The sequence below is a fragment of the Bacillus sp. JKS001846 genome, from assembly GCF_900176455.1.
Classification (GTDB): Bacteria; Bacillota; Bacilli; order Bacillales; family Bacillaceae_G; genus Bacillus_A; species Bacillus_A cereus.
On the sequence record NZ_FWYG01000001.1, the window covers coordinates 4,638,416 to 4,664,410 of the forward strand.

Genomic DNA, 25,995 nt, shown 5'->3' on the forward strand with positions numbered 1-25,995 from the left:
AGTATGCTTAGCGCTTAGGAAGACAAAAAAATAAACTAGAACTAACAAAAAACCCTGTAAAATTTATTACAGAGTTTTTCACCAATTATTTATTGTTTTACATATCGAATACGAACATTATCGTCCATTTGATAAATTTGTAATGTGTTTCCATAACTAATTCCTAACTCTTCACTTACACCAACTGCACTTACAAATACCCCTTTAAATACTTTATTTTTAGTTGGTTTTACTACCGATACTCTTCGCTGCCTCTTCAAACAGTTTCGAACCTTCTTGTGCTTTACTTACTGATTGATGCATTTTACTTTCGTCTTCCTGATCTAATGCATCAAAGAGAAGTTGAAAACAATCCGCATATAGTTCCATCGACTGCTTTATCTTCGCCTGTTCTCCCTGTAACTCTGGAGGCGCTTGTAGATTCTTCAGCTTTGTAGCAGTTGCCTTTGCTCCACCTAAACTCAGTTGTACTTCACTTTTCTTTTGTTTGTATGATTTTACGTCTGAATCTGCTATTCCTTCAATTAATTTCATTGTATTTTCAATTTGAGTAGCACTATTTATGATATCTGCCTTGTACCTTTCAACATCTGAACCAGTTACCTTACCAGTTGAAGAACTAGAAGAAGTTGAATTATTTGAAGAAGAACTTGGTTGACTACTTGATGAACTACTGTTTGTACCTTCACCTTTCGCTACAGATAAGCTATCCTCTTTCTTGCCATCAGTTGACTTACTCTCTTTTTCAGAAGTCTTATTCTCTTTCTCTACCTTTTGCGTTTCTTCTTTCTTTGGTTCAGCTTTCTTACCATCAGTTTCAATTGTAATACAACCACTCAATAACATAACTGGTAACGCTAAACTTACTAATTTCTTTGCTTTCATGATTACTAATACCCCTTTATTTGTAAAATGTAGTGCAAACAAGTTAATATACTTAACTAATAAATTCCCCCCGAATAATTTATTAAAATCTACTATCCATAGATTCCCTGTATATTCATAATCTTTCCATATATAAGATTTTACAAAGAATTACATATTTGGTCAAAGGGATTTATGTAGTTTTTAAAAGGAAATTTACTAAACGAAAAGAAAATTTTAATCACAAAGAAAAGAAGCTAACAATAAATTGTTAACTTCTCAGCTTAAGGAAAAAATAGTATCTTTCCTTATCTTCTACTATCTAGATTGTGGATGAACCATATACCGCTCCCTCAAAAGAAAAAAGCTACCACCTAGGCAATAATTTCTACTAAGTGGTAACCTTTCAAAATTTCTATTAAAGCAATACAGAATCCTTATCACTATCCTGATTACGTTTCTCACGCTCTTCTTCTAAGCGCTTCATATATACTTCGCCTTCTTTTTCGATAAACTCATTATCCATATCTTGCTCTTTTTTCGAAGTATATAAAACCATGTAGCCACTTAGTACAATCCCAACAATTACAAGATACACCCACCATGGTAAAGTTTCCAAATCACTTCATTCCTTTCCTTAGACAAGCCTTATTAGTTTCACTTTATGAGGAAAGAATTGGATTTATGCTTAAAATTTTTATTGTGGATGCTTCGCGAAAAATGCTTGTACATATTCCATAAACTCAATTGGTTCTTGACGAAACGGTGCGTGGTATCCTTTTTCAATAATATGAAACGTACTATTTGCAAATAGCCCATGATACAGTTCACCATTTTTCCACGAAACACTCTTATCATGTCGTCCCCATATAATTAAAGTCGGTACCTTAATTTTATCAGCTTCCATCGCAATGCGGCGCTCTCGCATTTTCGTAAGCTGATCATAATGCTCTTTATCATCACGACTATTTTTTACTTCATTTTTATTATACTTCGTAATCTCAGTTACAGTTTGTAAGTCCGTCGATAGCGGTGGTACTTCATAACTTTCTTTTTGCTGGAAAGACTCTATCCCTGTAGCATCCGCCAAGATGAGATGCGTCACTGCATCCGGATATAAATACGCTAAATTAAGGGACATCTCTCCGCCCATTGAATGGCCGAGTACCGCAAACTGATCGTATCCAAGCTTCTTCATTAACTTATAATATAAATTCACTTGCGCAGGAAACGAATACTGAAAATCAACCGGCTTAGAAGAACGCCCAAACCCTAAAATATCAACCGCAATAATCGTATGATCTCGCACTAGTTCCGGATAAATATCACTAAACCCATCAGAAGAACCACCAAACCCATGCAACATGAGTAACGGAGGTTTCCCCTCACCAATTTGCTTAAAATAAATCGTCTGCCCATCAATTTGCGCCATACTCTCTTTCGTATTCAGCTTCATCATAACAGTATCTTTCACTTCTTCAACCTTCGCAATCGGCTTATCAACGAAGTTACATACGATAAGCAAAACAAGCACAATACCGCTAATCAAATAAAACTTAAACCGTTTCAAAGTTCCCGTCTCCTTTCTTGAGTTGCTATTTAAAGTTTTTACATTTTTTGGTTGTTTTATGTTCTCTTTTTAATTGTAACTAATACAGTTACAATTAAACTAAAAAAATATAACTCATTTCTATTACTAATGGTTATTCTGTAACTATTATAGTTACATATTTAAAGTAAGTCAATTCTTTTCTCTACATGGCCTGAAAATAGAAAAAGGGACTTCATGTTGAAGTCCCTTTCTTTGTTATTATAGTTGGCTTACTCCGCCGTCGCCTTTATTATCTGCGGGTGCTCCGCCTGTGTCACCAATGTTAACGTAGTCTGGTCTTGCTGGTGCTCCACCCGTATCTCCTCGACTAGCGTATTGATTAGATTCAGTAGAGCTGTTTAATCCTATGGCTAAAGCCCCCAAAATTGCTAATCCCGCTATTAATTTGCTAAGTTTTTTCATTATTTCAAAGCTCCCTTTTCTAAATATTTTTTATTCGCTTTATTATTTATATAAAAATATTTACTTGCTTTGATATGATTACCTTCTTCATAAAATTGCATTGCTAATTTTTCACTGTATTCTTTTATACATTCTAACAGATTTTTACTTTCAAAATACGAAATGCTTTCTAATACAATTTTCTCCATTTCATTTGCATTAGAGCCCTTATTCAATTCTTCCAATATCATAAAACGATATTGAAATTCTTTATTTTTTAATTCGTTACATGTTTCAATTCCCATCGCAATATATTTTTGCGCTAACTCAATTTCACCCAATTTCCAATACTCTTCAGCCACTGTAAAAATCGCTTTATAATGTTTAGGTAATTTCTCAGCAACTTCAGAAGCATGACGAATGGCTAAATCAGATAGATTTTGAGTACCATATAACCAACCTAAATTGTTTCTAATCACCAGAACGTACTTTTTATGATTTAATCTTTGGAATACATCTAAAGCAATATTAAAACTTTCTTCAGCTAATTCAAATTGCTTTAATTCCACGCAACATAAACCATATATATTTTCACATAATGCAACATTAATTTGGTACTCAGGATGATTTATAAATTCTTCTTTCGCTTTTTGAATATGGTGAATAGCTTTCACTTCCTGGTATGTATGATAGTAAAATTCACCTAAACGATAATTAAATTCTGCTTTTTCACAAGGATTTTGAATATATTCTAATAATTTTTCTGCCTGTTCAAATTCTTTACTAGCTTCCTCATAATTTTCAACCATTCTAAAATAAAGCGCTTTAAACAAATGATAATAATAAGCTAGCAAACCTTCTTGCGGAACTTCAAAAGGTTCTACTTGATTAAAGTGACCTTCTTTAATGGAAACCCAATCACTCAAAACTTGATATCTAAAATTCAACAACGCATGATAAAGCAATACATCCTGATCCACGTCCAACCCACTAATCTTACTTTCAATCTCCTCTTTCATTTCCGTGGCCTTCTCTATATTTTGCTGCAACATTACACGATACCAATCATCTAAAGAATGTTTCATTTGCTCCCGCGTTACTACATCTGCTCCCATACACTCGCATCCCCTTTTCTCCAAAATTACAAAATTAGGATTTTTATACAATTATTAAAATTGTATATTACCACTCCTTTTCTATGCATTGAAAAATAATTATCAGAAAATTTAATATTTTAATTAATTATACCAAAGTTTTCCTTTTTAATAACTTGAGAAATAATTGTCAGAAAACTTACTAGGATAAATAAAAAAGCAAGTAGTTCCAGCACTCCGCTAAAACTACTTGCTCTCCTACTTACTATCTCTATTTTTACTCTTTAATAAATTCCTTCGTACTTCTCACTGTATCAATTGGACGAACTAATTTTTCAATTTCTTCACGTTTTGGCTCTAGGAATGGAGGTAAAGATAATTTTTCGCCAAGTGTTTCGTATGGCTCATCTCCCATAAATCCTGGGCCGTCTGTTGCAAATTCAAATAAGATTTGTGGTGCAACTCTTGCGTATAATGATTCGAAGAAGTGACGGTCTACATAGCCAGATGAAGGAAGTCCAACGCTACTGATTCTCTCAATCCATTCTTCTAATACAGCGCGATCTTCTACGCGGAATGCAGCATGGTGAACCGTACCAAAACCTTGTCGTGCTTCTGGAAGAACCGTATTATGTTCTACAATGACAGAAGCACCGTTTCCACCTTTATTCACTTCAAATAAATAGAATTCTCCTTCTTGCGCAACCTCTTTAAATAATAAAACTTTTTCTAACACTTCTTTGAAGAAACTAAAGTTTGCAATACGGATGAATACAGGCCCTAAACCAGTAATTGCATATTCTAATGGAACTGGTCCGTTTTGCCATGGTGTACCTGATTCAATCCCTTTATCAAGTTCATCTGAGATTAATTGATAGTGTTGGTCATCAAAGTCAACGAAAGAAAGAATTTTCTTACCAAATTGCTCTTTAATTCCTGTATGTTCTACTTCAAGACGGTCAAAACGTTTCACCCAATATGCTAACGCTGCATCAGTTGGCACTCGGAATGAAGTTTTTGAAATTTCATTCGTACCGTGTACTCCTTTTGGAATACCTGGGAAGTCAAAGAATGTCATATCTGTTCCTGCACTACCTTTATCATCTGCAAAGAATAAATGATACGTTTGAATGTCATCTTGGTTTACTGTTTTTTTAACTAAACGCATTCCTAAAACGTGAGTGAAAAACTCATAGTTTTTTTCTGCACTACTTGTAATCGCTGTAACGTGGTGAATTCCTTTTAATTGGTTCATTTTATATTCCTCCAATGTGTTTCATTTATTTGTTAAAGTTGTATATTTTCTTCTATTACTTCTCTTCAATAGGTGCTAAATTCGCTTCAATCTCTGCACGCTGATCTTCTAAGAACGGTGGTAAATCAAGTTTTTCTCCTAAATGTTCCACATCTCCATCAACTGTAAATCCTGGGCCATCTGTCGCAATTTCAAATAGGATTCCGTTTGATTCGCGGAAATATAAGCTTTTAAAATAGAAACGGTCGATGATTCCTGAAGAATGGAAGCCTCTTTGTTTCACTTGTTCTTCCCAATAGGCAAGCTCTGCATCGTTTTTCACGCGAATTGCTAAATGGTGAATGCTGCCTCGGCCCGGTTTTTCAGTAGGACCATCTAAATATTTCACAACGATTTCTCCAAAAGCCTCTCCTTTAATGGACTGGAAAATTGCTTCCTCTTCGCTGCGGCTAACCTCTGTATAACCAAACATTTCTGTAAGTGTACTCGCTATTTTATCAAGTCTACGAACGGTCATTTCTACAGAACCCATTCCTTGAATTTGATGCTCTGCAGGAACTTCTGATTTCTCCCAAGTTTCCCAGTGCTCTACTTTTTCTCCGTTTGAAACGAGTAGTACTAAGCGAAGACCTTCAGCATCCTCAAATTGTAAAGCAGGACGATTTGCATATGTTGTCATTTCACTATGTTTCACATCAAATTTCTCAAATCGTTCTTTCCAGTAATGTAAGCTTTCCTCTGAAGGAACGAGTAATCCAATTCGAGTAATCGCATTCGTACCGCGATATGTTCTTCCTACTAATGGAATTTCAAAAAATGATAATTCCGTACCCGGACTTCCTGTTTTATCTCCGTAAAATAAATGGTACATTGACGGATCATCTTGGTTCACTGTCATTTTCACACGACGTAATCCAAGCACATTTTTATAAAAGTGATTATTTTCATTTGCATTTTTCGTAACCATTGAAATGTGATGATGCCCTTTAATTTTATACATTTTTAATTCCTCCGCTTCGTTTTACTAGTCAAGTGATGATAAAAAAATAATATGCTTTTTAGCTGTTCAATTTATTCTCATTATGTTTTTGTAAATTCATCTTAGTTTTTACTGAATAAATTACTTCGTTTTTTTAATCGAAAGCAAGTGAGTGTATGTTTTTCATATGACTCAATCGCTTTCGTTACTATCACTTTACAACTCAAGTGATTAAAAAGCAAGTAATTTATCTCAAATTCGAGATATTTTTTTATTAAATAACATTTTGGACTAAAAACACGAGAAATTCTTGGTTTGAGGACATTATAAAATTCATAAGTTGATGGATGTGAGATATCGCCAGCATTTTTGAAAAAAACACGCTAAGAGTATGCGAGATTTTATACAGTTTTTTCGTTAATCCAATAACAGACAAGAACCCTAAAACCGCACCAGAATAGGAATGTATAAAAAATTGCATAGATTGATAGAACAAAAAAAGGAGGTTCCCTTGTGAGAGTAGGGTTCCTCCTTTTTCCTTGCTACCGATAATAGGACGTTATGTTAACTGATCATGTATAGGATATTCATATAGGAATTGTTTCTATCAATGCTGAATTATACAAAGAAGGAGGCATGATAATGAAAAAAGAACAATTAATATTAATTGCTAGTCTTACTCTTTTATTTCCTGTCCTTGAATTTTTCTTCCAGAAATATGATTACTTCAATTTTTACGCACATATAGGTATTATAGCCATTGCTGTATCAACTGTCGTATTCACACTCCATTATATAAAACAAATTTATTGGAAATTATCGATCGTATGAAGAAATTATGAAAGAATAGAATTTAATTGAATATGTTTTCTATTACCCGTTTCAAGCTTTTCCCCATACCTTTTACTGCCCATACTAGTTTAAGGAACACTTTAAAGATAGCATCCCATACGTGTTCATTAATAAAAAATTCGTATACTTTCTTTAACCACTCTTTCGGGGATTTACTCTTACGTTTAAACCTTTGCCAATGCGTTTCTTCACTAGTTTTCATAACTACCCCTTCTTTCTTAATCGAATATGCTTTCTATTAGAAGTTTTAACACCTCGCTATAATGATGAAAAGAACGAGGTTTATCATATCTGGCAATTTAATCACTCCTAATTTTAAATTAAATTCATTATATAACGATTTCTAAATTTTTAGTTAATTACTAGTGAGAATTAAGCAAAATTTAAACAAAAACACCTATGTTATTTAGTTACAGGTTTTCCCCCTATAAAATCAACTATTTGCGTCACCAACTATGGGGTACGCGAATTACTTTGATATTATCTTTGAACGAACAAAATAACTCCTTTCGAAAAACAAATGAACTGATATTAATCAACTTCCAATATCGAGAATTATGTAAATAAGCTGCCCATATGGACAGCTTATTGTATTTTTTGCTTAGCATATTTTTTCTGAAATGCTGGCGGTACTCAATTTAAAAGTTGATATGCCCCCATTCTAGTGGCAAGATATGTTTTATTAGTTCTTCGTTACACCCATGCGTACTTCTTAACTATTTTATTTCATTTTTAATAAAGTGAAACTTTAATCAGTGGGGGTTTTCTTCACCCCCCACTGATTATCAGCCCTCACCAATCGGACTTTAATGACTTAACATTATGCTTATCTTAGGAGCGAGGTATTTTATCGGTGAGTGTACACAAACCATGTAATGCTTGCTGTTAATAATGCTGACGAAATCAAAGCTGTAAGAACACTATATGTTTGCCACATAAGTATTGTTGACCAATCGAAAGCACAGCACAGTATACTCAGGGCAATCGTAGCGGTCAGGAAAATAACTGTTACGGTTATTCTCTTTTTTGTCATTGGCTGCTGATCATTCGTTTTCCTTCTGCGTAATCCTAAGAGAAATAGCAAAACGGCCAATAGACAAAGAATAATTGTGATAGACGACAAAATGATATCCAAAAGCTGTGTACCGCTTATTTCATATGACTGAGTTAGATTGCCTTCTAATATATCTTTAACTTTTAGTACCATGTTTGTATTGGTATTTGCGCCGTTGCTCAGCAAGGAGACGGCTGTTCGTTCATTTGGCAGTATGACTACTTCGGTTCTGAAATTTGGATTGCCCCCAGTGTGTTCTATAATCGTTTGTTCGGCATTTACGGACCAACCTGCCGCATAATACATACCGTTGACAGCCGAAACAGACATATCACCCCTATGTGATTTTTCGATAACCGTGTGAAATATTTCGGGTATGTCCTGCACGATACCCATCTGTATGCCCAGCCAACGAGCCATATCTTTTGTATTAGAAATGATGTAGCCTGCGGGTTTATTCCCAGCATAATCCGGAGCTTTAAATGGAGTTGTCATAAAAAAGGAAGAACGGTAGCCCTGTGCCAACTGTCCAGTAGCTTGAGCATCTTCTTTATAAACATACGTCTGGTGAAGACCTAGCGGCTGAAATACCTGTTCCTTCATAAAGTCTTCATAGCTTTGTCGCGACACAATCTCAATAACCAAACCCAATACGTCATAATTAACGGTTCCATAGTTATACTGTTCACCGGGAGGGAACGCCAATTCAGCATCAACGAGCATTTCCACAGTCTTTTGCAACATATCCGGTGTATTGCCTTGTGGAATATTTTGAGTATGCCTAATATTTATTAGACCACTGGTATGGTGAAGAAAGTTATTTAGTGTAAGACTTTGCATATCAACAGGTTTCCCTTGATACTTTAATGTAAACCAAGGTAAATATTTTTGGACAGGGTCAGTCATTGAGAGCAGCCCTTGCTCTTCCAATAGCATAATACCCATACCGGTAAAAGCTTTACTGACCGAGGCTAACTCATAGAGTGTATTTTCACTTGCAGACAACCCCTTTTCACGGTCTGCATACCCTGAAGAAAAGTAGAACACTTCATCATCAGCAAGTATTGAGATTGACATTCCCGGCACACCTGATATACGACAGGCATCATCTAGCAACGCTTGTATTGCCGCAGATTGCGAATCTGACAACGCATAACTTTGTGTTGCAAATCCTGAGAATAATATAAATATCGTTAATACAAAAACAATAATCTTTTTCATAAACTCTCCTTTTTGGAAAATTATAAGAGAATAATATAAATAACCTCCTTTTACAACTACGAAACTAAATTTTAATTCATCTTTCTATTCACCTGTATAATATCAAATAATTGCGAATAGTTACACTTGATCGAACAGATGGATGTAATTTGAAACAACTTTAAAGAGCCTTGCTACGTAGAATGTAGTAAGGCTCTTAGCTTTTTAATAATCAAAATTCAATAACTTTATTATCATTATACAACAGCCCCACTAAGCGTATTAACACTTAATGAGGCCACTTTATTCACACTATTAATTATGGAACGTCGGTTTATAGAACGAACGATTATCAAGTGCAAAGACACGCTCTGTGTATTCGCCTGGTTTTGTGCGTCCTAATGCGCGGTCCATCATGTTCATTTTTGCATCTAAGTTATCGATGTAATGCAGAATTTCTGCTTCTTTTACTAATGGTGGTTTTGGGCTACCCCATTCCGCTTTTCCGTGGTGAGAAAGGACGATGTGTTGAAGAATTAATACTTCTTCTGCATCGATTTGCAATTCGTCTGCTGCTTTACCAATTTCGTTCACCATAATAGAAATGTGGCCTAGTAAATTTCCTTCTAACGTATACGTTGTAGAAATTGGGCCAGATAGTTCGATTACTTTACCAAGGTCATGTAAAATAACGCCTGCATATAGTAAGTCTTTATCTAACGATGGGTATAGATTTGAGATAGCTTTCGCTAAATCAAGCATTGATACGACGTGATAAGCTAGTCCAGATACGAACTCGTGATGGTTCTTTGTCGCTGCTGGATAGTCTAAAAATTCGTTTTGATGCTTATTTAATAAATGTCTTGTTAGACGCTGAATGTTCGGGTTTCTCATTTCAAATATGTATTGCGTAATTTTCTCAACCATATCTTCTTTTTTCACTGGTGCTTTTTCTACGAAGTCTGAGATATCTGTTACTTCATTTTCATTCGCAACACGAATTTGTTTCACACGTAATTGAATACGTCCTTTGTAGTTTAAAATATCACCAGCTACTTTCACGATTGTTTCCGCTACATATTGTTTCTCAACTTCTGGTGATACGTCCCATAGCTTCGCTTCAATGTCTCCACTTGGATCTTGTAAGATTACTGTTAAAAATGGCTTTCCATTGCTTGCGATACCTTTTGTCGCTGTTTTAATTAACAAGAAAATATCGACTTGTTCACCAACTTCATACTCTGCAATTTTCTTTTTCATTCGAATTCCTCCACCAAATCAGTTACTTTTAGTATAGCACACTACAACTCATTTTCTTTACGCATATGTGTTAATTTTATAATCTGTTTTTCTGGAAAATACGCAAGTAAATGCGCATGACATGTAAAGAATATGACTTGTCTATCCTTTGCAATTTCCTTTATAAGTTCAATCGTTCGATTCGTCCTTACCGCATCAAAATGCACGAAACTATCATCAATAATAAATGGATAATCATGTTCGAATGTTTTCGCGAGCGCAAATCTCAGCGATAAATATAACTGCTCCGCTGTCGCTTGGCTTAGTTCATGACTGTAAAAACGCATACCATCGTTACGTTCAACGATAAACGGTTCTGCCTCTGACGGTGAAAAGATTTTACTATAGCGTCCGCCTGTTAAATAGACGAAATACTCTTCTGATTTTTGTAAAATACGAGGAAGATGAACTTCATGATAATAGTGCTTCGTTTTCGTTAACACTGTCTTTGCGGCCGCATAAGCAGCCCACTTCTTCACTTGTTCACGCACTTGCGCTTTTTTCATTTCCCATTCATGCATTAAATCGCCGTACGTACTACCTTCTTCTAAATTCGCAATTTCCATACGATGTTTCGCAATACGCTCTGTCAGTTCTTTCTCTTTCGTAAGACAGTTTTGGACAGTTGTAATTTCTTGCTTTAATTTTCCTTCATAACCGTCAGCTTCATAATGTTCAGCTAATGATAAACTCGTTAAACGCTGTTCCAACAGATCAATTTGCGGTAATAAACGCCTCACTTGTTTCTCTGCATCCTCACGTTTTTCCGCCAGTTTACCTGCTTCTAAAAACATCTCTTCATCTGTAGACTCTGCAATATGCCATAAACCATCTCGTTCTATTAGTAATTGCTTTAATTGTTCTTGCATAAACTCATATTCTTCTTGCCATTCCGCCAGTTTTTCTTTTAACTGCTTACAAGTTTGGCGCTTCTCTTTCTCATTTTGCATACGGCTTTGTGCCTCGTGTAGCTTACTATACTCCGCACTACCGATAACAGTTTCTAGTTTATGTTCAAATTGCGAAATCATTTCATATAATGAAGATTTTCGCGTACCTTGCTTCTCTAACTCCCGATATAATTGCTGCATTTTTTCAATACGCTCAAACGCCGGCAATATGTGTGCATACGTATAAAATTCAGGAAACATATAGCGCGTTTTATATGCATCGACTTGTTCTCCCGCCTGGAACGTTTCTCTCTCCCATTCCTCATACGATGAAACGACTTTATCATACGCTCGTTCCAACTGCTGTAACTTATAAGACTCGCGCTCAAATAACTTCCGAATCTCTTCATCTTTTTCTAACTGATAACGAACAGACATCGCTTCTTCACTTTGTCTCCCGCCAGCACTTTGCTGAAGTGTAAGGAGCTCTTCTTGTAATCCACTTGATGGATCTTTATATAAAACAAGGGCGAGAACAATCCCTACAAAAACAATGACACTAATAAATAAGAGCGGTCGATTGTCTATAAATAAGCTTGTGAATAAAATGCCTGTGTTAATAAGGAGTAACAGAAGACAAACTCTTTGCCACTGCTTTTTCTTTTGCTTAGCTGCTCCTGCTTTTTCCTCATACTTGCGCTTCATTCTCTCTGCGCCCATACCGATAAACGCCGCATCTTGGAACGACTTCTCTTTCTCAGCTAACGCATTTCGCTCTTCATCCGCTAACATTCGTTGCTTAATCTGTCTTATATTCTCTTCTTGTTCTTCTAATTGCTCCTGCGCTACTTTAAAATGATCATCAAGCTGTGCTTTTTGCGTTTCTAATTCACGCGCCTTTTGCACTGTTTGCGTAATTAACTCTTTCGTTGCCAAACTCATATCAAACGACAGAACTGTTTCCTTTTCAAAAGTAGCACCAATTTGTTGCTCTAGTTCTGCCAGTTCTTCTTTTATATTCGTAATACTTCCTGTCAAATCACGCATTTCTTGGCGTGCATTTTCGTAAGACATATGCTGCATACGAAGTTCTTCTACATAACTTTCTTTTTGTAAAAACTCTTCATCTATTTGAATCGAGGCAATTTCCGATTGCACTGTCTCAATTTTCTTGTGGAGCGAATCAACTTGTAATTGAAGCGGCTCCATCTTCGCCTTAATTGCTTCATAACGCGCCATTCCGTTTACAGGAAACTGCCCGCTCTCGTTCTCTAACACTTTCTCGTGCGCACGCTTTTCAATAACGAGAGGCTCAAGCGCTGCTAATATTTCATAATCTTGCTTCCGCTTTTCTGCATTCTCTTTTTCCACGCGAACAGAAGCAAGTTTCTCTTCACTTTCTTTTAACTGCTCCACTTGCTTTTCATACGTGCCAATTTTCCCTTGCCACTCTTTCATCTTCTCTTCAAGTTTCTTCATCTCTTGCAATGACACGTTAATTTCTGGTTTACGACCACTCGGCTTGAAGCGCTGGTCCATTTCTTTTTCTAGCTTTTTATCTAACTGCAATAGCGCATCACTTCCGACTGCACTTGCCGAAAATAAATAATTGCCAATATCTGCTTCGCCAAGCTGATGAATGTTTTGAAGGCCATGCATATCAAATGAAAAGACAGATTCAAATAAATTTTCATTCATCCCGCTTAATATATCGTTTAAAATTTCTTCTCCGCCCGTTTTCCCGTCTTCAAAATAAACGGTCACCTCGCCAGCTGCCGTCTTTGGCAATCGCTCAATTTTCAAACGACCGTACTGCTCTGTTTGCACAGTGATCGCACCGCCATACTTCCCGCCTTCTTTCGGCTCATAACGGCGCTGTCCTCTCGTCGGAAAACCGAATAAAATACTTTTCATAAATGAGCGAATTGTCGATTTCCCCGCTTCATTTTCACCGTATAACACTGTCAGCAAGGAAAGATCCATTTCCACATTTTCTAATTTTCCGTACCCATAAATATGGAGTTTTTCAATTCTCATTTTTTATCCCTCTCTTGCTGGAATAATTGTTCTAAAATAATATTTTCTGCTTCCTTTTGAATCTCTTTCTTCTCTTCTTCTGTAAAAGATTCAATACTATTACGCGCTACAGGAGATGTCCAAATAGTGCGCAATACTCCGTCCATATTAGTGAAAGCTTCTAACTCCTTTAGCACACTACCGACGAAATGATTTTCCGCTTTCAAACGTTCGATTTCCGCAAAAGAAACCGTCTCATTTTTCCACTTCATTGCATATACGAAATCTTTTCGCTCTTCTCCAGATGCTAAAATGTGAAAAATCTCTTCCACACGCTTTTCGTCGCGCAAATAAGGTGAAAGTGGGCCTTGTCCTGTAAATACGACAGTTAATAGCGTACCTTCCTCTTCTCTTCGGCATTCATTCATCGCAGTAGATATGCTTGTCATAAGTTCATCAACAGTGTCAAGTCCATCAATACCAACCTCGATTTCGTCCCATACAACATCTGCCGTATGGAAAAATGAACACTGCGATCCTTTTTTCGTAAGTTCAATAAGGTATGCACCCTTCTCGCCTGTTTCCTTACGATGACGACCTTGTATGTTCCCTGGATAAATAATGTATGGTTCTTCTGATAAAATTTCACGTTTATGTATATGGCCAAGAGCCCAATAATCAAACTGTTTTTCTTTCAACTCACGAATTTGAAACGGTGCATAGCGATTATGCTCTGCATCTCCTTCCACACTTCCGTGAAGCATACCAATATGAAAAGGCGCATCACTCATTTTCGTATACTGCGCTGTCATATTATCCGTTACCGCTTGCTGCAAATAACTAAAACCATAAATAGAAGCTAATAGCTCACCATTTTTATAAAATGATTTCTCTTCTACATAAGGCTCAGTAAATACATGAACATTTTCCGAAAACTCAATTGCTGCCCAGCTTCCCCCTAAATGATCATGGTTACCGTGAATAATAAAAACAGGGATATCGTATTGCGAAAGTCTCTTCATTTGCTCACGCACAAACACTTGCGCCCTCAAACTTCTCGTCTCCGCATCATACAAATCCCCAGCTAGTAATACGAAATCAACGCGCTCTTGAATCGCTTTATCAACAATACGCTCAAATGATTCAAACGTACTTTGCTTCATTCTCTCCCACACAGACTGCGTAACATTCATCTCCATCCCTTTAAACGGACTATCCAAATGCAAATCAGCCGCATGTATAAACTTTACTTGTTTCACAAATAACGATCCTTTCTATCTTTCAAAAGTTTCATTTTATCAAAATTTAAATCGCTGAAAACTAATAATCATCGAGAATAAAAATATTCTCGATGATTAAAGTTTCATTCTATTTTACCACGCAATGTCATATATTTCTTTGCATATTGTAGTATTTTATGTCAAAATAATTATAAGATTCTGATTTTAAATATTGGAGGGAATTTTCATGGGAGTATACGTTCTAACAGTCTTTGAAAAAGATGGTTCAAAAGCATTAGACGAATCATTCGAGGCGGCAACTGAAAAAGAAGCGAAAGCAAAAGGTGAATCTATCTTACAAGAAAAAGGATTGTATGAAAAAACACATCGCTGTACATCTACTGCAGGTAAGCTCGTTTTATTCCAGCGCTAAAAAAAGAAGCGTCATCCGCTTCTTTTTCACTCTACTATATCTTCGTCACACCACGTAAACACCACATCTAGAATACGATTACCGATACGTACGCGTTTATTCCATTTACCTGTTTGGATCTGATGTTGCAATTCTGCTTTCATCTTTTCCGTCCAGTCGTGAATTGTTTCACTACCGTCGTACGGATATACGCTTGGAAACTCTTCCTGCAGTAGATGCAAGCTCTCTGCATCAAAATGAAAATGGAAGAAGTAGTTTGCTGTAAGCGATGGTTCTTGCAATCGTAAAAAATGATCATCAATTTGCTTTCTATTTCGATAGAAAGTAAAGATATTCACTTTACCGCTAGTAATTTGGTCAATTTGAATTTCGTGCTTCTCTATAATCACGTCTTGTCCACCTCGTTGTATACTATCTTTAGTATATATGTCTTTTGCAACAAAGTTAACCATTTTCGCGCGAAATTCATTTCCTTCATTATATTACCTGTACCTCCATATGCAATCAGAATAAATAAAACAAAGTTGAAGGGGAGCGATCACATGTATTTCGGAAGCAAAGGTTGGTATGTAAAAGAACTTAAAAAATTAGGTATCCGTACTTATGAAGGTAAAAAACTAGAATCGTATCGTACGCATGTGTTGTCTAGTTTACTTGAGAGAATGAAGAAGGCTTCGGCTTAATAGAATAGCAAGAAGTAAACCTGAATATTGATAAATGATAAAAAACACCTCCTAAATTCGCATACTAAGTATGCAAATTAAATGGAGGTGTTTTTATCAGTCTCACTTTTTCAGGGGCGCTTCAGTTTTCATAAAATATTTTTTGTTTCCGCTGAAACGGATAAGTTTTAATCTCAGCTGTATCTAAATTTTCATTGAATAAATGAATAGCTATAATTTGTCTACAATCGTAAGTATGGTAATAATATGTTCCAGATTCCATACACATTGCACTCGTATAGATGGTATTATCTAATGTTCCGTCTTCTGTTATTACTGCCCCTTTAGGGACCTCACAATTTGATAAGATATGAAAAATAGCAGATATCCCCTCTTCTTCGTTCTCTATACCTTGAATGTTTTGTTTTCCATATGCTGCCCGCACAAATCTTGATGGCGGGGTAAAATCTCCAGGAAGTCCCATCGATCCTGAACCTTGGCCAAAGGCACTTAATGGTACATCTCCCCACTCCGTTGGCGCAAATGGCTGCGATTTAAGTCCAATATATTGTCTTAAATTTTGTAAATGCCAATTAAACTCCGGACTATTAGTCATCACTCCTAATGGATTGTCATACATTTTTAGTCCATCAGTTGTCGGCTCAAGTACAATACAATCTCCCCATTTATCTGCTAAAATCCAATGTAGCGGCGGAGTAATTCCTAAAACTGGTAATGGTATATCTATAAGGGAAATGTTATCAACAGATTTTTTTAACTCTTCAACAGAATTAAATTGCGTGAGGCTCCAAGCCACAAAATCAAATGGCGCTAAATTCGTTTTATGGTTATCTATACTGTTACTATAAGTAGCGAATCCCGGGAAATAGAGAGTGGCACACGTCATACCAGCTTCATTTACTCCGTCCGCCATAATGACCCTTCCTTCATGATTAATTCCCATTCCGACAACAGCCTTTTTCGCTCGGATAGTTTCACCAGTTATATTGTTCCACTGATAACGCCGAGGAATGATTATTACTTCCTGATTCATATCTAATGTGAAATCCATTGTTCTCGCAAAAAGATGTTGGAAATTTTTAGTTTGTAACGTCAAACTAGTACACATGAAGAAATCCCCCCATTTTATAGTTATATACACATTTTATAAAATTCTGATAAATACGTAAATTAAAAAACCTATTTATCACTAACAAAGTAACCACCCAAACTAAAAATGCTATAATAAACCCAATCAAACTAAGGGGGCAAATTACTTTGCTTGGAACATGCATTCAATTTCATAAGTTTGGCAATCCAAAAGACGTATTACAAGTTGAATATAAAAATATAGAACCACTGAAAGATAATGAAGTTTTCGTCCGTATGCTAGTTAGACCGATTAATCCATCTGACTTAATTCCCATCACAGGAGCGTACGCTCATAGAATTCCTTTACCTAACATACCTGGCTATGAAGGTGTTGGTATTGTAGAAAATGTTGGCGCTTTTGTTTCTCGAGAGCTTATCGGTAAACGAGTGTTACCTTTACGCGGGGAAGGTACTTGGCAAGAATATGTGAAGACATCAGCTGATTTTGTAGTCCCTATTCCTGATTCCATTGATGATTTCACAGCGGCACAAATGTATATTAATCCCCTTACGGCGTGGGTTACTTGTACAGAAACGTTAAACTTACAGCGTAATGACGTTTTATTAGTGAATGCTTGTGGGTCCGCTATTGGGCATCTATTTGCGCAGTTATCCCAAATTTTAAATTTCCGATTAATTGCCGTTACAAGAAATAATAAGCATACAGAAGAATTACTGCGCCTTGGTGCTGCATATGTAATTGATACTTCCACTGCCCCGCTTTATGAAACTGTTATGACATTAACAAATGGGATTGGTGCGGATGCTGCGATTGATTCTATCGGAGGACCGGATGGAAATGAATTAGCTTTTTCCTTACGTCCAAACGGGCATTTTTTAACGATCGGTCTTCTATCAGGAATACAAGTGAACTGGGCCGAGATTGTCACAAAAGCAAAAGTGCACGCAAACATATTTCATTTACGACATTGGAATAAAGAGGTATCACCATATAAATGGCAAGAAACGTTTCGTCACTTAATTCGCTTAGTAGAAAATGAGCAATTACGTTTTATGAAAGTCCATTCTACGTATGAATTAGCGGATGTGAAAGCGGCAGTTGATGTTGTACAGTCTGCTGAGAAAACGAAAGGGAAAGTGTTTTTGACGAGTTATTGAATGCCATAAAAGAATCTCTTTTAGTATCTCGGCTTCAACTACCTAAAAAATAACATTGTCAACACAACTTAAATTGGTTATCATAAAAACGAATATAACAGGAGATGAGCAGATGAATATGAACGAAAAGAAATCCTTTTCAAAAGTTTCTCGGCGAAAATTAGTCGATGAAGTATTGGAACGTCTACAAGAGAAAATCTTTTCTGGCGAGTATGAAGTTGGTGATCGCCTCCCTACAGAGCCGCAATTAATGGAAGAGCTAGGGGTAGGACGTTCAACGCTGCGAGAGAGTATAAAGATATTAGTACATGCTGGCGTATTAGAAGTTCGACAAGGACAAGGCACTCGTATTGTCTCATTAAATACAACGCAAGATTCATTTAAAAAAAGACTGCAAGCAGCTAATATAAATCATGTGTATGAAGCACGAAATATGTTAGATAAAGAAGTAGCAATGTTAGCGGCACAACGCCGAAGCGAAGAGGATCTTTTATATTTAAAAGGACATTTGAATAAAAGAAAAAATGCCCTTCAAGAAGGAAATTATGTAGCATACATAGATGCAGACATTCAGTTTCATCTAGCCATTGCAAAGGCGAGCAAAAACGAAGTTCTATTTGATTTGTATCAATCTTTCGTACCTGCCCTTCGCCATATTTTAAGTCAATTAATATTACATACAGCGAACTATGAAGACAACTCTGGCATTCATGAAAAGTTATTCCAAGCTATTTTAAAGCAAAATACCGAAGAGGCGCGAACATACGCTGTTCAAAATTTGGAGCTGAAATAAGCTCCTTATCTATTACACAAAAACATCAGATGATATACTCAATAACATCTCATGTTTAAGAAAGGAGAAAATGAAATTGAAACAGCAAGAACGAACTTATTTGTATATACTAGCACTATTTTTTATTTCCATTAATTTACGTATCGGAATTACATCTGTTTCACCTTTATTAGAAACAATCCGACAAGACTTAAATATAAGCAATTTTTCCGTTAGTTTTTTAACAGCTATTCCTGTTTTTTGTATGGGGACATTCGCCTTACTGACTGCGAAGGTAATTAAAAAATACGGGGCAGAAAAATCAATTATGACTTGTCTTATTTTAATCGGCTTGGCAACATGTATGAGAGCTTTTACCTTTTCCATTTCCACATTATTCGCGAGTTCTTTATTTATCGGTATTGGAATTGCACTTGCAGGTCCTTTACTATCAGGTTTTATTAAAGAAAAATTCCCTACAAAAATTGGCTTAATGATTGGCATATATTCAGTAGGTATGGGAACTGGCGCTTCTTTAAGTGCAGGTTTAACAATCCCTTTACAACATGTATTAAAAGGATCTTGGAATATGGCACTCGCTTTTTGGGGTGCACTAACTATTATCGCTATTATGTTTTGGTATCCTGTTATGAAACGAAAAAAGAAGACGAACACACAAAATAAAAAGAATAATAAATTGCCTTTAAGAAATAAAAAAGCATGGTTATTTACAATCCTTTTCGGGCTACAATCAGGAATCTTTTATTCCATTACGACTTGGCTTGCGCCGGCAAATCAAAGTATGGGTGTGAGTAGTGAGCAAGCAGGTACTCTTATAACTGTTTTTACCGTAATCCAAATGATATGTAGCTTTTTAATTCCGACATTAGCGGATATTTATAAAAACAGAGCACTTTGGTTATTAGGGAGTATATGCTTTGTAATCGTAGGTTTATCGCTTATGATTTACCCACTAACTACACCATGGATCCCTTCTATTTTACTAGGTATCGGGCTCGGCGGCGTATTTCCACTCGCTCTTATGCTGCCGCTATATGAAACAAAAACTTCAGAAGATGCAAGTGCATGGACTGCTATGATGCAATCAGGAGGATATATTATGGGCGGATTCATTCCTGTCCTAGCTGGGATAGCTCGTGACTATTTTGATAGTTATACGCAAGTTTTTATTATAATGGCACTTTTAAGCTTAATTTTACTCCTATTAACTTTAGTCATAAATAAAAGGAGAAGAAATGCAGAAGACCTTCTCTCCGCTTAAATTTAAAATGTTAATATATGGTATAATTTAATTAAAAAACGAAAGGAGCTTCTAACATGTGGTTCATTTCGGCAATTTGGCCTATTATACTAGTCGGGGGAATTGTAGTATTTGTAATAAAAAGATTGGAACATAAATATAAGCACGGCAAATTAGGTAAGAAAAAATCAAAAAACACTCAAATTTTATTAGACAGTTTAATACCAATGGCAATGCTTTTAGGGTGTTTGATCGGTATTATTGTCGGCATATTTTCTCCTGATTCTTTACTACTTTCAATTAGTTTAGGATCCGGAATAGGCTATTTATTTGGTTTTTTTGCCTATGAATTTTATAGCAAGACAGGAAACAATTTTTCCTAATCCAAAAGGAATAAGCGGGACAGTACATAGTAATCATATGAAATATGTAACTGTCCTTTATTTTTGCATCAATGTTATCAATTTTTCTTCCACATCCTATACACCTTTTTTATTGATGTTTCTCTCCTCTTTCTTTCGCATATCCGCTTTTTTGTTCTTCTCGGCTCTATAACCAAAGTAAAGTAGCGCACATGTAGTAATAGAACCTACAATGTATCCTAAAAAGCCCCCTAACCAAAACATAAAAATTGCCCCCAATCCATTATAAATTTTATGTAGTAGACATCTGTAAAACGTTCTCAGTACCTCCGTTTTTTATTACAGATTGGAAAATCCCCTTAACCATTCCATCCATGAACATTCTGTCTTCTCTATTTTGATTATTATCTATAAAGTTATTTATACCACTAATTCTTCCATTATCTCAAATAACAACTTTATTATTTATTATAAAGTTTGCACTCACACTACATATATGTAGCATCACTGTCTCTTTTTCATTTTACCCTTGCAACTGGAGTTTACTTCTACAACTTAAAAACAAAAAAACCCCTCAAAGCATAAACTTCAAGGGGTGAGCCTGTTTTTTATTTACTTATATACGTACAGCTGTACCACTTACAGCAACCATTAACATTCCATCACGAACAACTTCATAATCTACGTCAATACCAACGATAGCGTTCGCACCTTTTTGTCGTGCAAGTTCTTTCATTTCATCCATTGCAATATCACGTGCGTCTTTTAATTTACTTTCGTAAGCACCAGCACGACCACCGACAACATCACGAACGGAAGCGAATAAATCTCGGACAATGTTTGCACCCATAATCGCTTCACCATTTACAATATCAATATACTCAATAATTTCTTTACCTTGAATTCCAGAAGTTGTTGTTACAATCATGACTGACACTCTCCTAATAAGTTGTAGTTTTAATTAGCTTTCTTATGTCTTTATTATGACATGGAAAAAGTAACTAATCTATTGAATTACCTTACAGGAGTGTGACAATTTTGTAATAATAAAATGCGCTTTATGTTTCATTTTAATAAAGCGCTTTAATATTTGGATACATAAACGAGTCTCTATTTTCTTTCCAATCCTTTTCTACTTCTTTAAAAGTTGGTCGCCCTAATTCTTTATTATTTTCATGTTTACTAAACCATTTTTTCACATACTGATCTCCATTTTTATTTTGAACTGTGCAAAGGAAACTATTACTACTATCCTTTAATATTTTTACAATCACGAATAGACACCTCTTCCCTTCTCAATATCATAATAGGACTTGATCTTTTACTATAAGCCCTTCCTCTCTTATAGTCATACGACTCCTCGGCCGCGCCAAAGTTGTAAGATCAAAAACGATATTCACTTTGTTTACATTTTATTTAAAGAAATCAGAGTTATAGGCATTATGCTTATCAAATATTTTATAGATTTCTAACTTATCATCTAATTTTGCATCTACTAAAATTAATATATTTCCATCGTAAATATATTCTTCATACTTTTTAGCATGGTCTTCAGGGATTCCTAAGCCAATAAATGCTCCTATTAAACTTCCAGCTCCTCCGCCAATACCGGCTCCTCCAATAGCTGCTGCGATTGGTCCTGCTGCTACAATTGGACCCATTCCAGATACGGCAAGTATACCAAGACCTGTTAATAAACCACCGAGCCCGCCTGCTACTCCTCCAGCTACAAGCCCTGTCGCTGAAAAGATATCTGCTTTATGTGCAGTTTCGCTATTCACTTTTTCACCCGATTTTTCTTCCAGATGTTCAATTTCCTTTTGATCTTTCGCAATAGCTGAAATGTTATCTGCTGAGTATCCTTTTTCATTTAATTCATTAATAACGAGTGCCGCATCATCAATTGTTCTAAAAACACCTACTATTTTTCTATCTACATTCATAACTATTAACCTCCTAAAGTTTTATATAATGTATCTTTATTTTTCTTCATTTCTGTATACACTAATCTTTTTATTAACATAACCATTTACGAAAAAAGCGAATAGTAAAAGCACTACAAGTGAACTACTTAACAAGTAAATTAAATCAAATGTAATATTAATCATCATTTCATTCATGTATACCAGGCTCCTTTTTATTTAAAGTAAAAGTATATTTTGATAAACTAATCTACTAAAAATAGACATCTTACAATTCATCTTCAGTTAATCTCTTTGTAGTATATGTATACCCTTCCTAACCTTTTCTAAACGTAAAAAACTATAATTATATTTTTTCTTATTTATATGTTTAACATTTTTTTAAACGGGTATGTTTATATTGTTATGCTTACTATATGGAAAGGAATATTACGATGAACGCCATTCACTCTACTACTATTTCTTATAATGAAACACCTACAATAACTCAGATTCATCATTTTTATGCTTTAATGACAACATTTCAAACGAATGTATTTATAAGTAAACACGGAACACTTACTTCTATTAAAAACTTAAGCACTCTAGTATCCTTTTTCCTTACTGTAAAAAAGAGAGATCTTGTATTATTTATTTTTGAAGGAATAGATGCAAAAAGAGCTTTAAGAACACTCTTCCCTTCTTAGAATATTTGTTATCCTCTATTCCCTCGTTTACTACCTTTCATATATGTTTTTATATTTCAAAATGATTTCCCCTATAAAAAAAGAACCCCCTAATACAATAGGGGGATTTCTAGTTTAGCCTTATGAAAACTGATATAATATATATTACGTTTTTCATTCTTTAAAATAGAAAAGTTTTAATAACCTTGAAGGTAGGAATTTTTAATGAACTCGAAAGCAAAATTTAGTATTCGCTACAAAATTATGGCTGGTTATTTAGTTATCATTTTGTTCTTACTTGTTTCTTTCATTATGTTGAACAATGAGATTTCTAATTTACAAAAATCTCGTAATTTTATTATTGATCACGATTTTAAAGTTCTCAATTTAACAAATCAAGTGGAGAAAGATTTACTAACAATTGAAAATAAAGCGAAAGGGTTTATCATTTCTAATAATCCAAATTACGTACAATCTCTTAATTCTGCGGAAAAGGATTACGAAAAGCATTATCAAGATCTTTTCTCATTATTAGAGGATAACCCATCTCAGCAAGAAAAATTAAAACAGATTAACGAAAATATTATTAGTTGGATAAATAAAGAGATTCACCCGTTAATTGCAAATCATAATAGTAATAATGTACAAACAATCGACACGACTCAAATTCAGTCATTACAGTCACAGGTAACTAACTTCCGTAGCACTGAGGAGCAATTAACAAAAAAAAGAGCAGCACAATTAGATACTGAAAATAATAAATTAGAGATTTGGTTATACAGTTTATTGTTCTTACTTTCTTGTATTTCTATTATCATTTCACTCTATATTTCGAATTCCATTACAAAAACGATTAAAAATGTAATTCAAGCTATTAAATCCATTTCTTCTAAAGAAAAAATCACGGAAAGAATTCATGTAAACACACGTGATGAAATAAAAGATCTTGCTCATACAACGAATCACCTACTAGACGAAATATCGAAAAGAGAGTGGTTACAAACGGAGCTTGCAGAATTAATTTTAATGTATCAAGGTGTATCTTCTATTGAGATGTTAGGTAAAAAAATTCTTAGTGGAATTATACAAAAAACGCAAACTTCTTGCGGTGCATTTTATGTACGTGAAGAATATGAAGAAACTGTCTACTATGTGAAAAAAGCTTCTTTCGCCGATCAAGGTGCTGATATTGGGAAACAATCCATTCAAATGGGTGAAGGTTTCATTGGACAGTCTGCCTTAGAAAAGAAAAGTTTTATTCTCAGGGATATACCCGAAGAGTTTCGTTATGTCACTAGCGGAGTATTAGAAATACGTCCTAAAAATCTATTAATCATCCCTATCTTATTTGAGGATGAAGTAATCGCAGTAATGGAGTTAGTAAGTGTAACTGAGATTTCAGATTTACATCAAGATTTAATTAAACAAACCGTTGATAATCTAGGTTTAACAATCCATAGCATTATGGGACGTATGCGAATTCAAACTCTTTTACATGAATCACAAGCAATGACAGAAGAGTTACAAGTTCAATCAGAAGAATTGCAAACGCAAGCGGAAGAACTACAAATGCAAGCAGAAGAATTACGAACAACGAATGAACAATTAGAGTCTAGAACTGAAGAGGCTGAGCAGAAGACAGCTGACTTACAAATTACTAAATCAGAATTAGAAGAAAAAGCAAGCGAGTTGTTACGCAGCTCAAAATACAAATCTGAGTTCCTAGCAAATATGTCACATGAATTACGCACACCGTTAAATAGTATTTTACTATTATCTGAAATGTTAAGAGAAAATCATGATAACAATTTATCCGACGATGAGATTGAATTAGCAACTGTCATTCATTCATCAGGGAAAGACTTACTTACTTTAATTAATGACATACTCGATTTATCTAAAGTAGAAGCAGGCAAACTAGACATCATTTTTGAAGCAACGAACATAAGTGACATGGCAGCCAATATGCATCAAAACTTTTTACATATAGCTGCACAAAAAAATGTCGAATTTACTATTGAAGACAGTGATACGATTCCTGATCTGTTTTATACAGATGCAAAACGGATTGAGCAAATTATTAAAAACTTATTATCCAATGCATTTAAATTTACAGAAAAAGGATCCGTTTCTTTACATTTCGATTCGATAGAAACAAGTAATTTAAGTCATGATATGCAGTCTATAAGTAAAGATTGGATTACAATTTCAGTAAAAGATACTGGTATTGGTATCGCTAAAGAACAGCATCAACTTATTTTCGAAGCCTTTCAACAGGCAGATGGCGCAACGATTCGGAAGTATGGTGGTACAGGATTAGGTTTATCTATTTGTAAAGAGTTTGCTAGATTGTTAGGTGGTTGGATTACGTTAGAGAGTAATGTAGGAGAAGGTAGTACTTTCACGGTATATATTCCTAACCTTCCAAATGGATTACCAGATATACAGTTATCCAATTTAGAAGTCGCAGCAACGATAGAAGATGTTATTCCTGCTGAAGTTGTTGAAGAAACTATCGTTACTCCCGAAACAAATAACGTCTTCCAAGAGAAAACCATTTTAATTGTCGATGATGATCATCGAAATATATTTGCGTTACAAAACGCATTAAAAAAACAAAATGCCAACATTATTACTGCCCAAAACGGCTTAGAGTGTTTAGAAATACTAAAAAGTAATACAAATATTGACCTTATTTTAATGGATATTATGATGCCTAATATGGACGGTTATGAAACGATGGAAAATATCCGAATGAACTTAGGGTTAAATGAAATACCTATTATCGCATTAACTGCTAAAGCAATGCCAAATGATAAGGAAAAATGTTTATCTGCTGGCGCTTCAGATTATATAAGTAAACCATTAAATCTACATCAACTCTATTCGGTAATGAGTGTATGGTTAATAAAATAAGTGAGGTTTAGTTGG

The 25,995-nt window shown here is 35.1% G+C and carries 29 protein-coding genes; 9 read left to right on the plus strand and 20 right to left on the minus strand.

Annotated elements, in window-relative coordinates:
• Nucleotides 1-89: 89 nt before the first annotated feature.
• The 8 genes from B9A45_RS32330 to B9A45_RS24780 form a co-directional block, all read right to left on the minus strand.
• A complete protein-coding gene (locus B9A45_RS32330) occupies nt 90-260 on the minus strand; it encodes a hypothetical protein (RefSeq protein ID WP_002100810.1) in 171 nt (56 codons plus the stop codon).
• Nucleotides 220-885, minus strand: coding sequence for a DUF7018 domain-containing (lipo)protein (locus tag B9A45_RS24750; protein WP_000644831.1), 666 nt, complete (start codon nt 883-885; stop codon nt 220-222). The genes B9A45_RS32330 and B9A45_RS24750 overlap by 41 nt, the downstream gene beginning before the upstream one ends.
• A gap of 397 nt (nt 886-1,282) precedes the next feature.
• Nucleotides 1,283-1,483 (minus strand): sporulation YhaL family protein, encoded by a 201-nt coding sequence (locus tag B9A45_RS24755; RefSeq protein ID WP_000449223.1) that lies wholly within the window; start codon nt 1,481-1,483, stop codon nt 1,283-1,285.
• Nucleotides 1,484-1,561: 78 nt separating this feature from the next.
• Nucleotides 1,562-2,434 (minus strand): alpha/beta fold hydrolase, encoded by an 873-nt coding sequence (locus tag B9A45_RS24760; protein WP_000819468.1) that lies wholly within the window; start codon nt 2,432-2,434, stop codon nt 1,562-1,564.
• A 240-nt stretch (nt 2,435-2,674) separates the two neighbouring features.
• Nucleotides 2,675-2,878 (minus strand): Phr family secreted Rap phosphatase inhibitor, encoded by a 204-nt coding sequence (locus B9A45_RS24765; RefSeq protein ID WP_053513543.1) that lies wholly within the window; start codon nt 2,876-2,878, stop codon nt 2,675-2,677.
• Nucleotides 2,878-3,972: a response regulator aspartate phosphatase gene (locus B9A45_RS24770; protein WP_053513542.1), complete on the minus strand. Its 1,095-nt coding sequence runs from the start codon at nt 3,970-3,972 to the stop codon at nt 2,878-2,880. The genes B9A45_RS24765 and B9A45_RS24770 overlap by 1 nt, the downstream gene beginning before the upstream one ends.
• Nucleotides 3,973-4,228: 256 nt before the next feature.
• Nucleotides 4,229-5,206, minus strand: a complete 978-nt coding sequence (locus B9A45_RS24775; RefSeq protein WP_053513540.1) for a ring-cleaving dioxygenase — start codon at nt 5,204-5,206, stop codon at nt 4,229-4,231.
• A gap of 55 nt (nt 5,207-5,261) precedes the next feature.
• The gene (locus tag B9A45_RS24780; protein WP_053513538.1) at nt 5,262-6,206 is read right to left on the minus strand and encodes a ring-cleaving dioxygenase; all 945 of its coding nucleotides are present in this window, start codon (nt 6,204-6,206) and stop codon (nt 5,262-5,264) included.
• A gap of 621 nt (nt 6,207-6,827) precedes the next feature.
• Here B9A45_RS24780 and B9A45_RS24790 point away from each other — a divergent pair.
• Nucleotides 6,828-7,016 carry a hypothetical protein gene (locus B9A45_RS24790; protein ID WP_000712159.1) on the plus strand — a complete coding sequence of 63 codons (189 nt, stop codon included), beginning with the start codon at nt 6,828-6,830 and terminating at the stop codon, nt 7,014-7,016.
• A gap of 22 nt (nt 7,017-7,038) precedes the next feature.
• On the opposite strand, the gene B9A45_RS24795 is transcribed toward B9A45_RS24790, so the two are convergent.
• The 5 genes from B9A45_RS24795 to B9A45_RS24815 all read right to left on the minus strand — a co-directional run bounded on the left by B9A45_RS24795 (nt 7,039) and on the right by B9A45_RS24815 (nt 14,755).
• A complete protein-coding gene (locus B9A45_RS24795) occupies nt 7,039-7,239 on the minus strand; it encodes a hypothetical protein (protein ID WP_000858032.1) in 201 nt (66 codons plus the stop codon).
• A 645-nt stretch (nt 7,240-7,884) separates the two neighbouring features.
• Nucleotides 7,885-9,312 carry a serine hydrolase domain-containing protein gene (locus B9A45_RS24800; RefSeq protein WP_053513536.1) on the minus strand — a complete coding sequence of 476 codons (1,428 nt, stop codon included), beginning with the start codon at nt 9,310-9,312 and terminating at the stop codon, nt 7,885-7,887.
• Nucleotides 9,313-9,606: 294 nt separating this feature from the next.
• On the minus strand, nt 9,607-10,551 hold the full coding sequence (yhaM, locus tag B9A45_RS24805; RefSeq protein ID WP_000726639.1) for a 3'-5' exoribonuclease YhaM: 945 nt from the start codon (nt 10,549-10,551) through the stop codon (nt 9,607-9,609).
• Nucleotides 10,552-10,592: 41 nt separating this feature from the next.
• Nucleotides 10,593-13,517 (minus strand): ATP-binding protein, encoded by a 2,925-nt coding sequence (locus B9A45_RS24810; protein WP_084065290.1) that lies wholly within the window; start codon nt 13,515-13,517, stop codon nt 10,593-10,595.
• Nucleotides 13,514-14,755 (minus strand): metallophosphoesterase family protein, encoded by a 1,242-nt coding sequence (locus B9A45_RS24815; protein WP_000815728.1) that lies wholly within the window; start codon nt 14,753-14,755, stop codon nt 13,514-13,516. The genes B9A45_RS24810 and B9A45_RS24815 overlap by 4 nt, the downstream gene beginning before the upstream one ends.
• A 208-nt stretch (nt 14,756-14,963) precedes the next feature.
• On the opposite strand from B9A45_RS24815, the gene B9A45_RS24820 reads away from it, so the two are divergent.
• Nucleotides 14,964-15,149, plus strand: coding sequence for a YhzD family protein (locus B9A45_RS24820; RefSeq protein ID WP_000539552.1), 186 nt, complete (start codon nt 14,964-14,966; stop codon nt 15,147-15,149).
• 26 nt (nt 15,150-15,175) lie between these two features.
• On the opposite strand, the gene B9A45_RS24825 is transcribed toward B9A45_RS24820, so the two are convergent.
• A complete protein-coding gene (locus B9A45_RS24825; RefSeq protein ID WP_029437729.1) occupies nt 15,176-15,538 on the minus strand; it encodes a hypothetical protein in 363 nt (120 codons plus the stop codon).
• Nucleotides 15,539-15,691: 153 nt separating this feature from the next.
• Between B9A45_RS24825 and B9A45_RS24830 the strand changes: the two genes are divergently transcribed.
• Nucleotides 15,692-15,832: a YflJ family protein gene (locus B9A45_RS24830; protein WP_000273536.1), complete on the plus strand. Its 141-nt coding sequence runs from the start codon at nt 15,692-15,694 to the stop codon at nt 15,830-15,832.
• 121 nt (nt 15,833-15,953) lie between these two features.
• Here the strand turns inward: B9A45_RS24830 and B9A45_RS24835 are convergent, their stop codons facing one another.
• Complete coding sequence (locus B9A45_RS24835) at nt 15,954-16,940, minus strand: choloylglycine hydrolase family protein (RefSeq protein ID WP_084065293.1); 987 nt, start codon at nt 16,938-16,940, stop codon at nt 15,954-15,956.
• Nucleotides 16,941-17,089: 149 nt separating this feature from the next.
• Between B9A45_RS24835 and B9A45_RS24840 the strand changes: the two genes are divergently transcribed.
• The 4 genes from B9A45_RS24840 to B9A45_RS24855 all read left to right on the plus strand — a co-directional run bounded on the left by B9A45_RS24840 (nt 17,090) and on the right by B9A45_RS24855 (nt 20,498).
• Complete coding sequence (locus tag B9A45_RS24840; protein WP_084065296.1) at nt 17,090-18,082, plus strand: zinc-dependent alcohol dehydrogenase family protein; 993 nt, start codon at nt 17,090-17,092, stop codon at nt 18,080-18,082.
• 112 nt (nt 18,083-18,194) lie between these two features.
• Nucleotides 18,195-18,875, plus strand: a complete 681-nt coding sequence (locus B9A45_RS24845) for a FadR/GntR family transcriptional regulator (RefSeq protein ID WP_084065298.1) — start codon at nt 18,195-18,197, stop codon at nt 18,873-18,875.
• Between the two features lie 70 nt (nt 18,876-18,945).
• Nucleotides 18,946-20,136, plus strand: a complete 1,191-nt coding sequence (locus tag B9A45_RS24850) for an MFS transporter (protein WP_084065301.1) — start codon at nt 18,946-18,948, stop codon at nt 20,134-20,136.
• A 56-nt stretch (nt 20,137-20,192) separates the two neighbouring features.
• The gene (locus B9A45_RS24855; protein WP_000264240.1) at nt 20,193-20,498 is read left to right on the plus strand and encodes a hypothetical protein; all 306 of its coding nucleotides are present in this window, start codon (nt 20,193-20,195) and stop codon (nt 20,496-20,498) included.
• Between the two features lie 96 nt (nt 20,499-20,594).
• Here B9A45_RS24855 and B9A45_RS32335 read toward each other — a convergent pair whose 3' ends face one another.
• From B9A45_RS32335 to B9A45_RS32340, 5 genes are all read right to left on the minus strand, one after another.
• Nucleotides 20,595-20,741: a hypothetical protein gene (locus tag B9A45_RS32335; RefSeq protein ID WP_000498642.1), complete on the minus strand. Its 147-nt coding sequence runs from the start codon at nt 20,739-20,741 to the stop codon at nt 20,595-20,597.
• Between the two features lie 352 nt (nt 20,742-21,093).
• A complete protein-coding gene (locus B9A45_RS24860) occupies nt 21,094-21,405 on the minus strand; it encodes a heavy metal-binding domain-containing protein (protein WP_000637506.1) in 312 nt (103 codons plus the stop codon).
• A 142-nt stretch (nt 21,406-21,547) separates the two neighbouring features.
• Nucleotides 21,548-21,751 (minus strand): DUF4028 family protein, encoded by a 204-nt coding sequence (locus tag B9A45_RS24865; RefSeq protein ID WP_000635852.1) that lies wholly within the window; start codon nt 21,749-21,751, stop codon nt 21,548-21,550.
• 138 nt (nt 21,752-21,889) lie between these two features.
• The gene (locus tag B9A45_RS24870; protein ID WP_001100100.1) at nt 21,890-22,420 is read right to left on the minus strand and encodes a general stress protein; all 531 of its coding nucleotides are present in this window, start codon (nt 22,418-22,420) and stop codon (nt 21,890-21,892) included.
• 36 nt (nt 22,421-22,456) lie between these two features.
• On the minus strand, nt 22,457-22,597 hold the full coding sequence (locus B9A45_RS32340) for a hypothetical protein (RefSeq protein WP_001004571.1): 141 nt from the start codon (nt 22,595-22,597) through the stop codon (nt 22,457-22,459).
• Nucleotides 22,598-22,833: 236 nt separating this feature from the next.
• On the opposite strand from B9A45_RS32340, the gene B9A45_RS24880 reads away from it, so the two are divergent.
• Together B9A45_RS24880 and B9A45_RS24885 are read left to right on the plus strand one after the other, a co-directional pair.
• On the plus strand, nt 22,834-23,085 hold the full coding sequence (locus tag B9A45_RS24880) for a hypothetical protein (RefSeq protein ID WP_000991357.1): 252 nt from the start codon (nt 22,834-22,836) through the stop codon (nt 23,083-23,085).
• 204 nt (nt 23,086-23,289) lie between these two features.
• Nucleotides 23,290-25,980 carry an ATP-binding protein gene (locus B9A45_RS24885; protein WP_053513640.1) on the plus strand — a complete coding sequence of 897 codons (2,691 nt, stop codon included), beginning with the start codon at nt 23,290-23,292 and terminating at the stop codon, nt 25,978-25,980.
• Nucleotides 25,981-25,995: the final 15 nt, after the last annotated feature.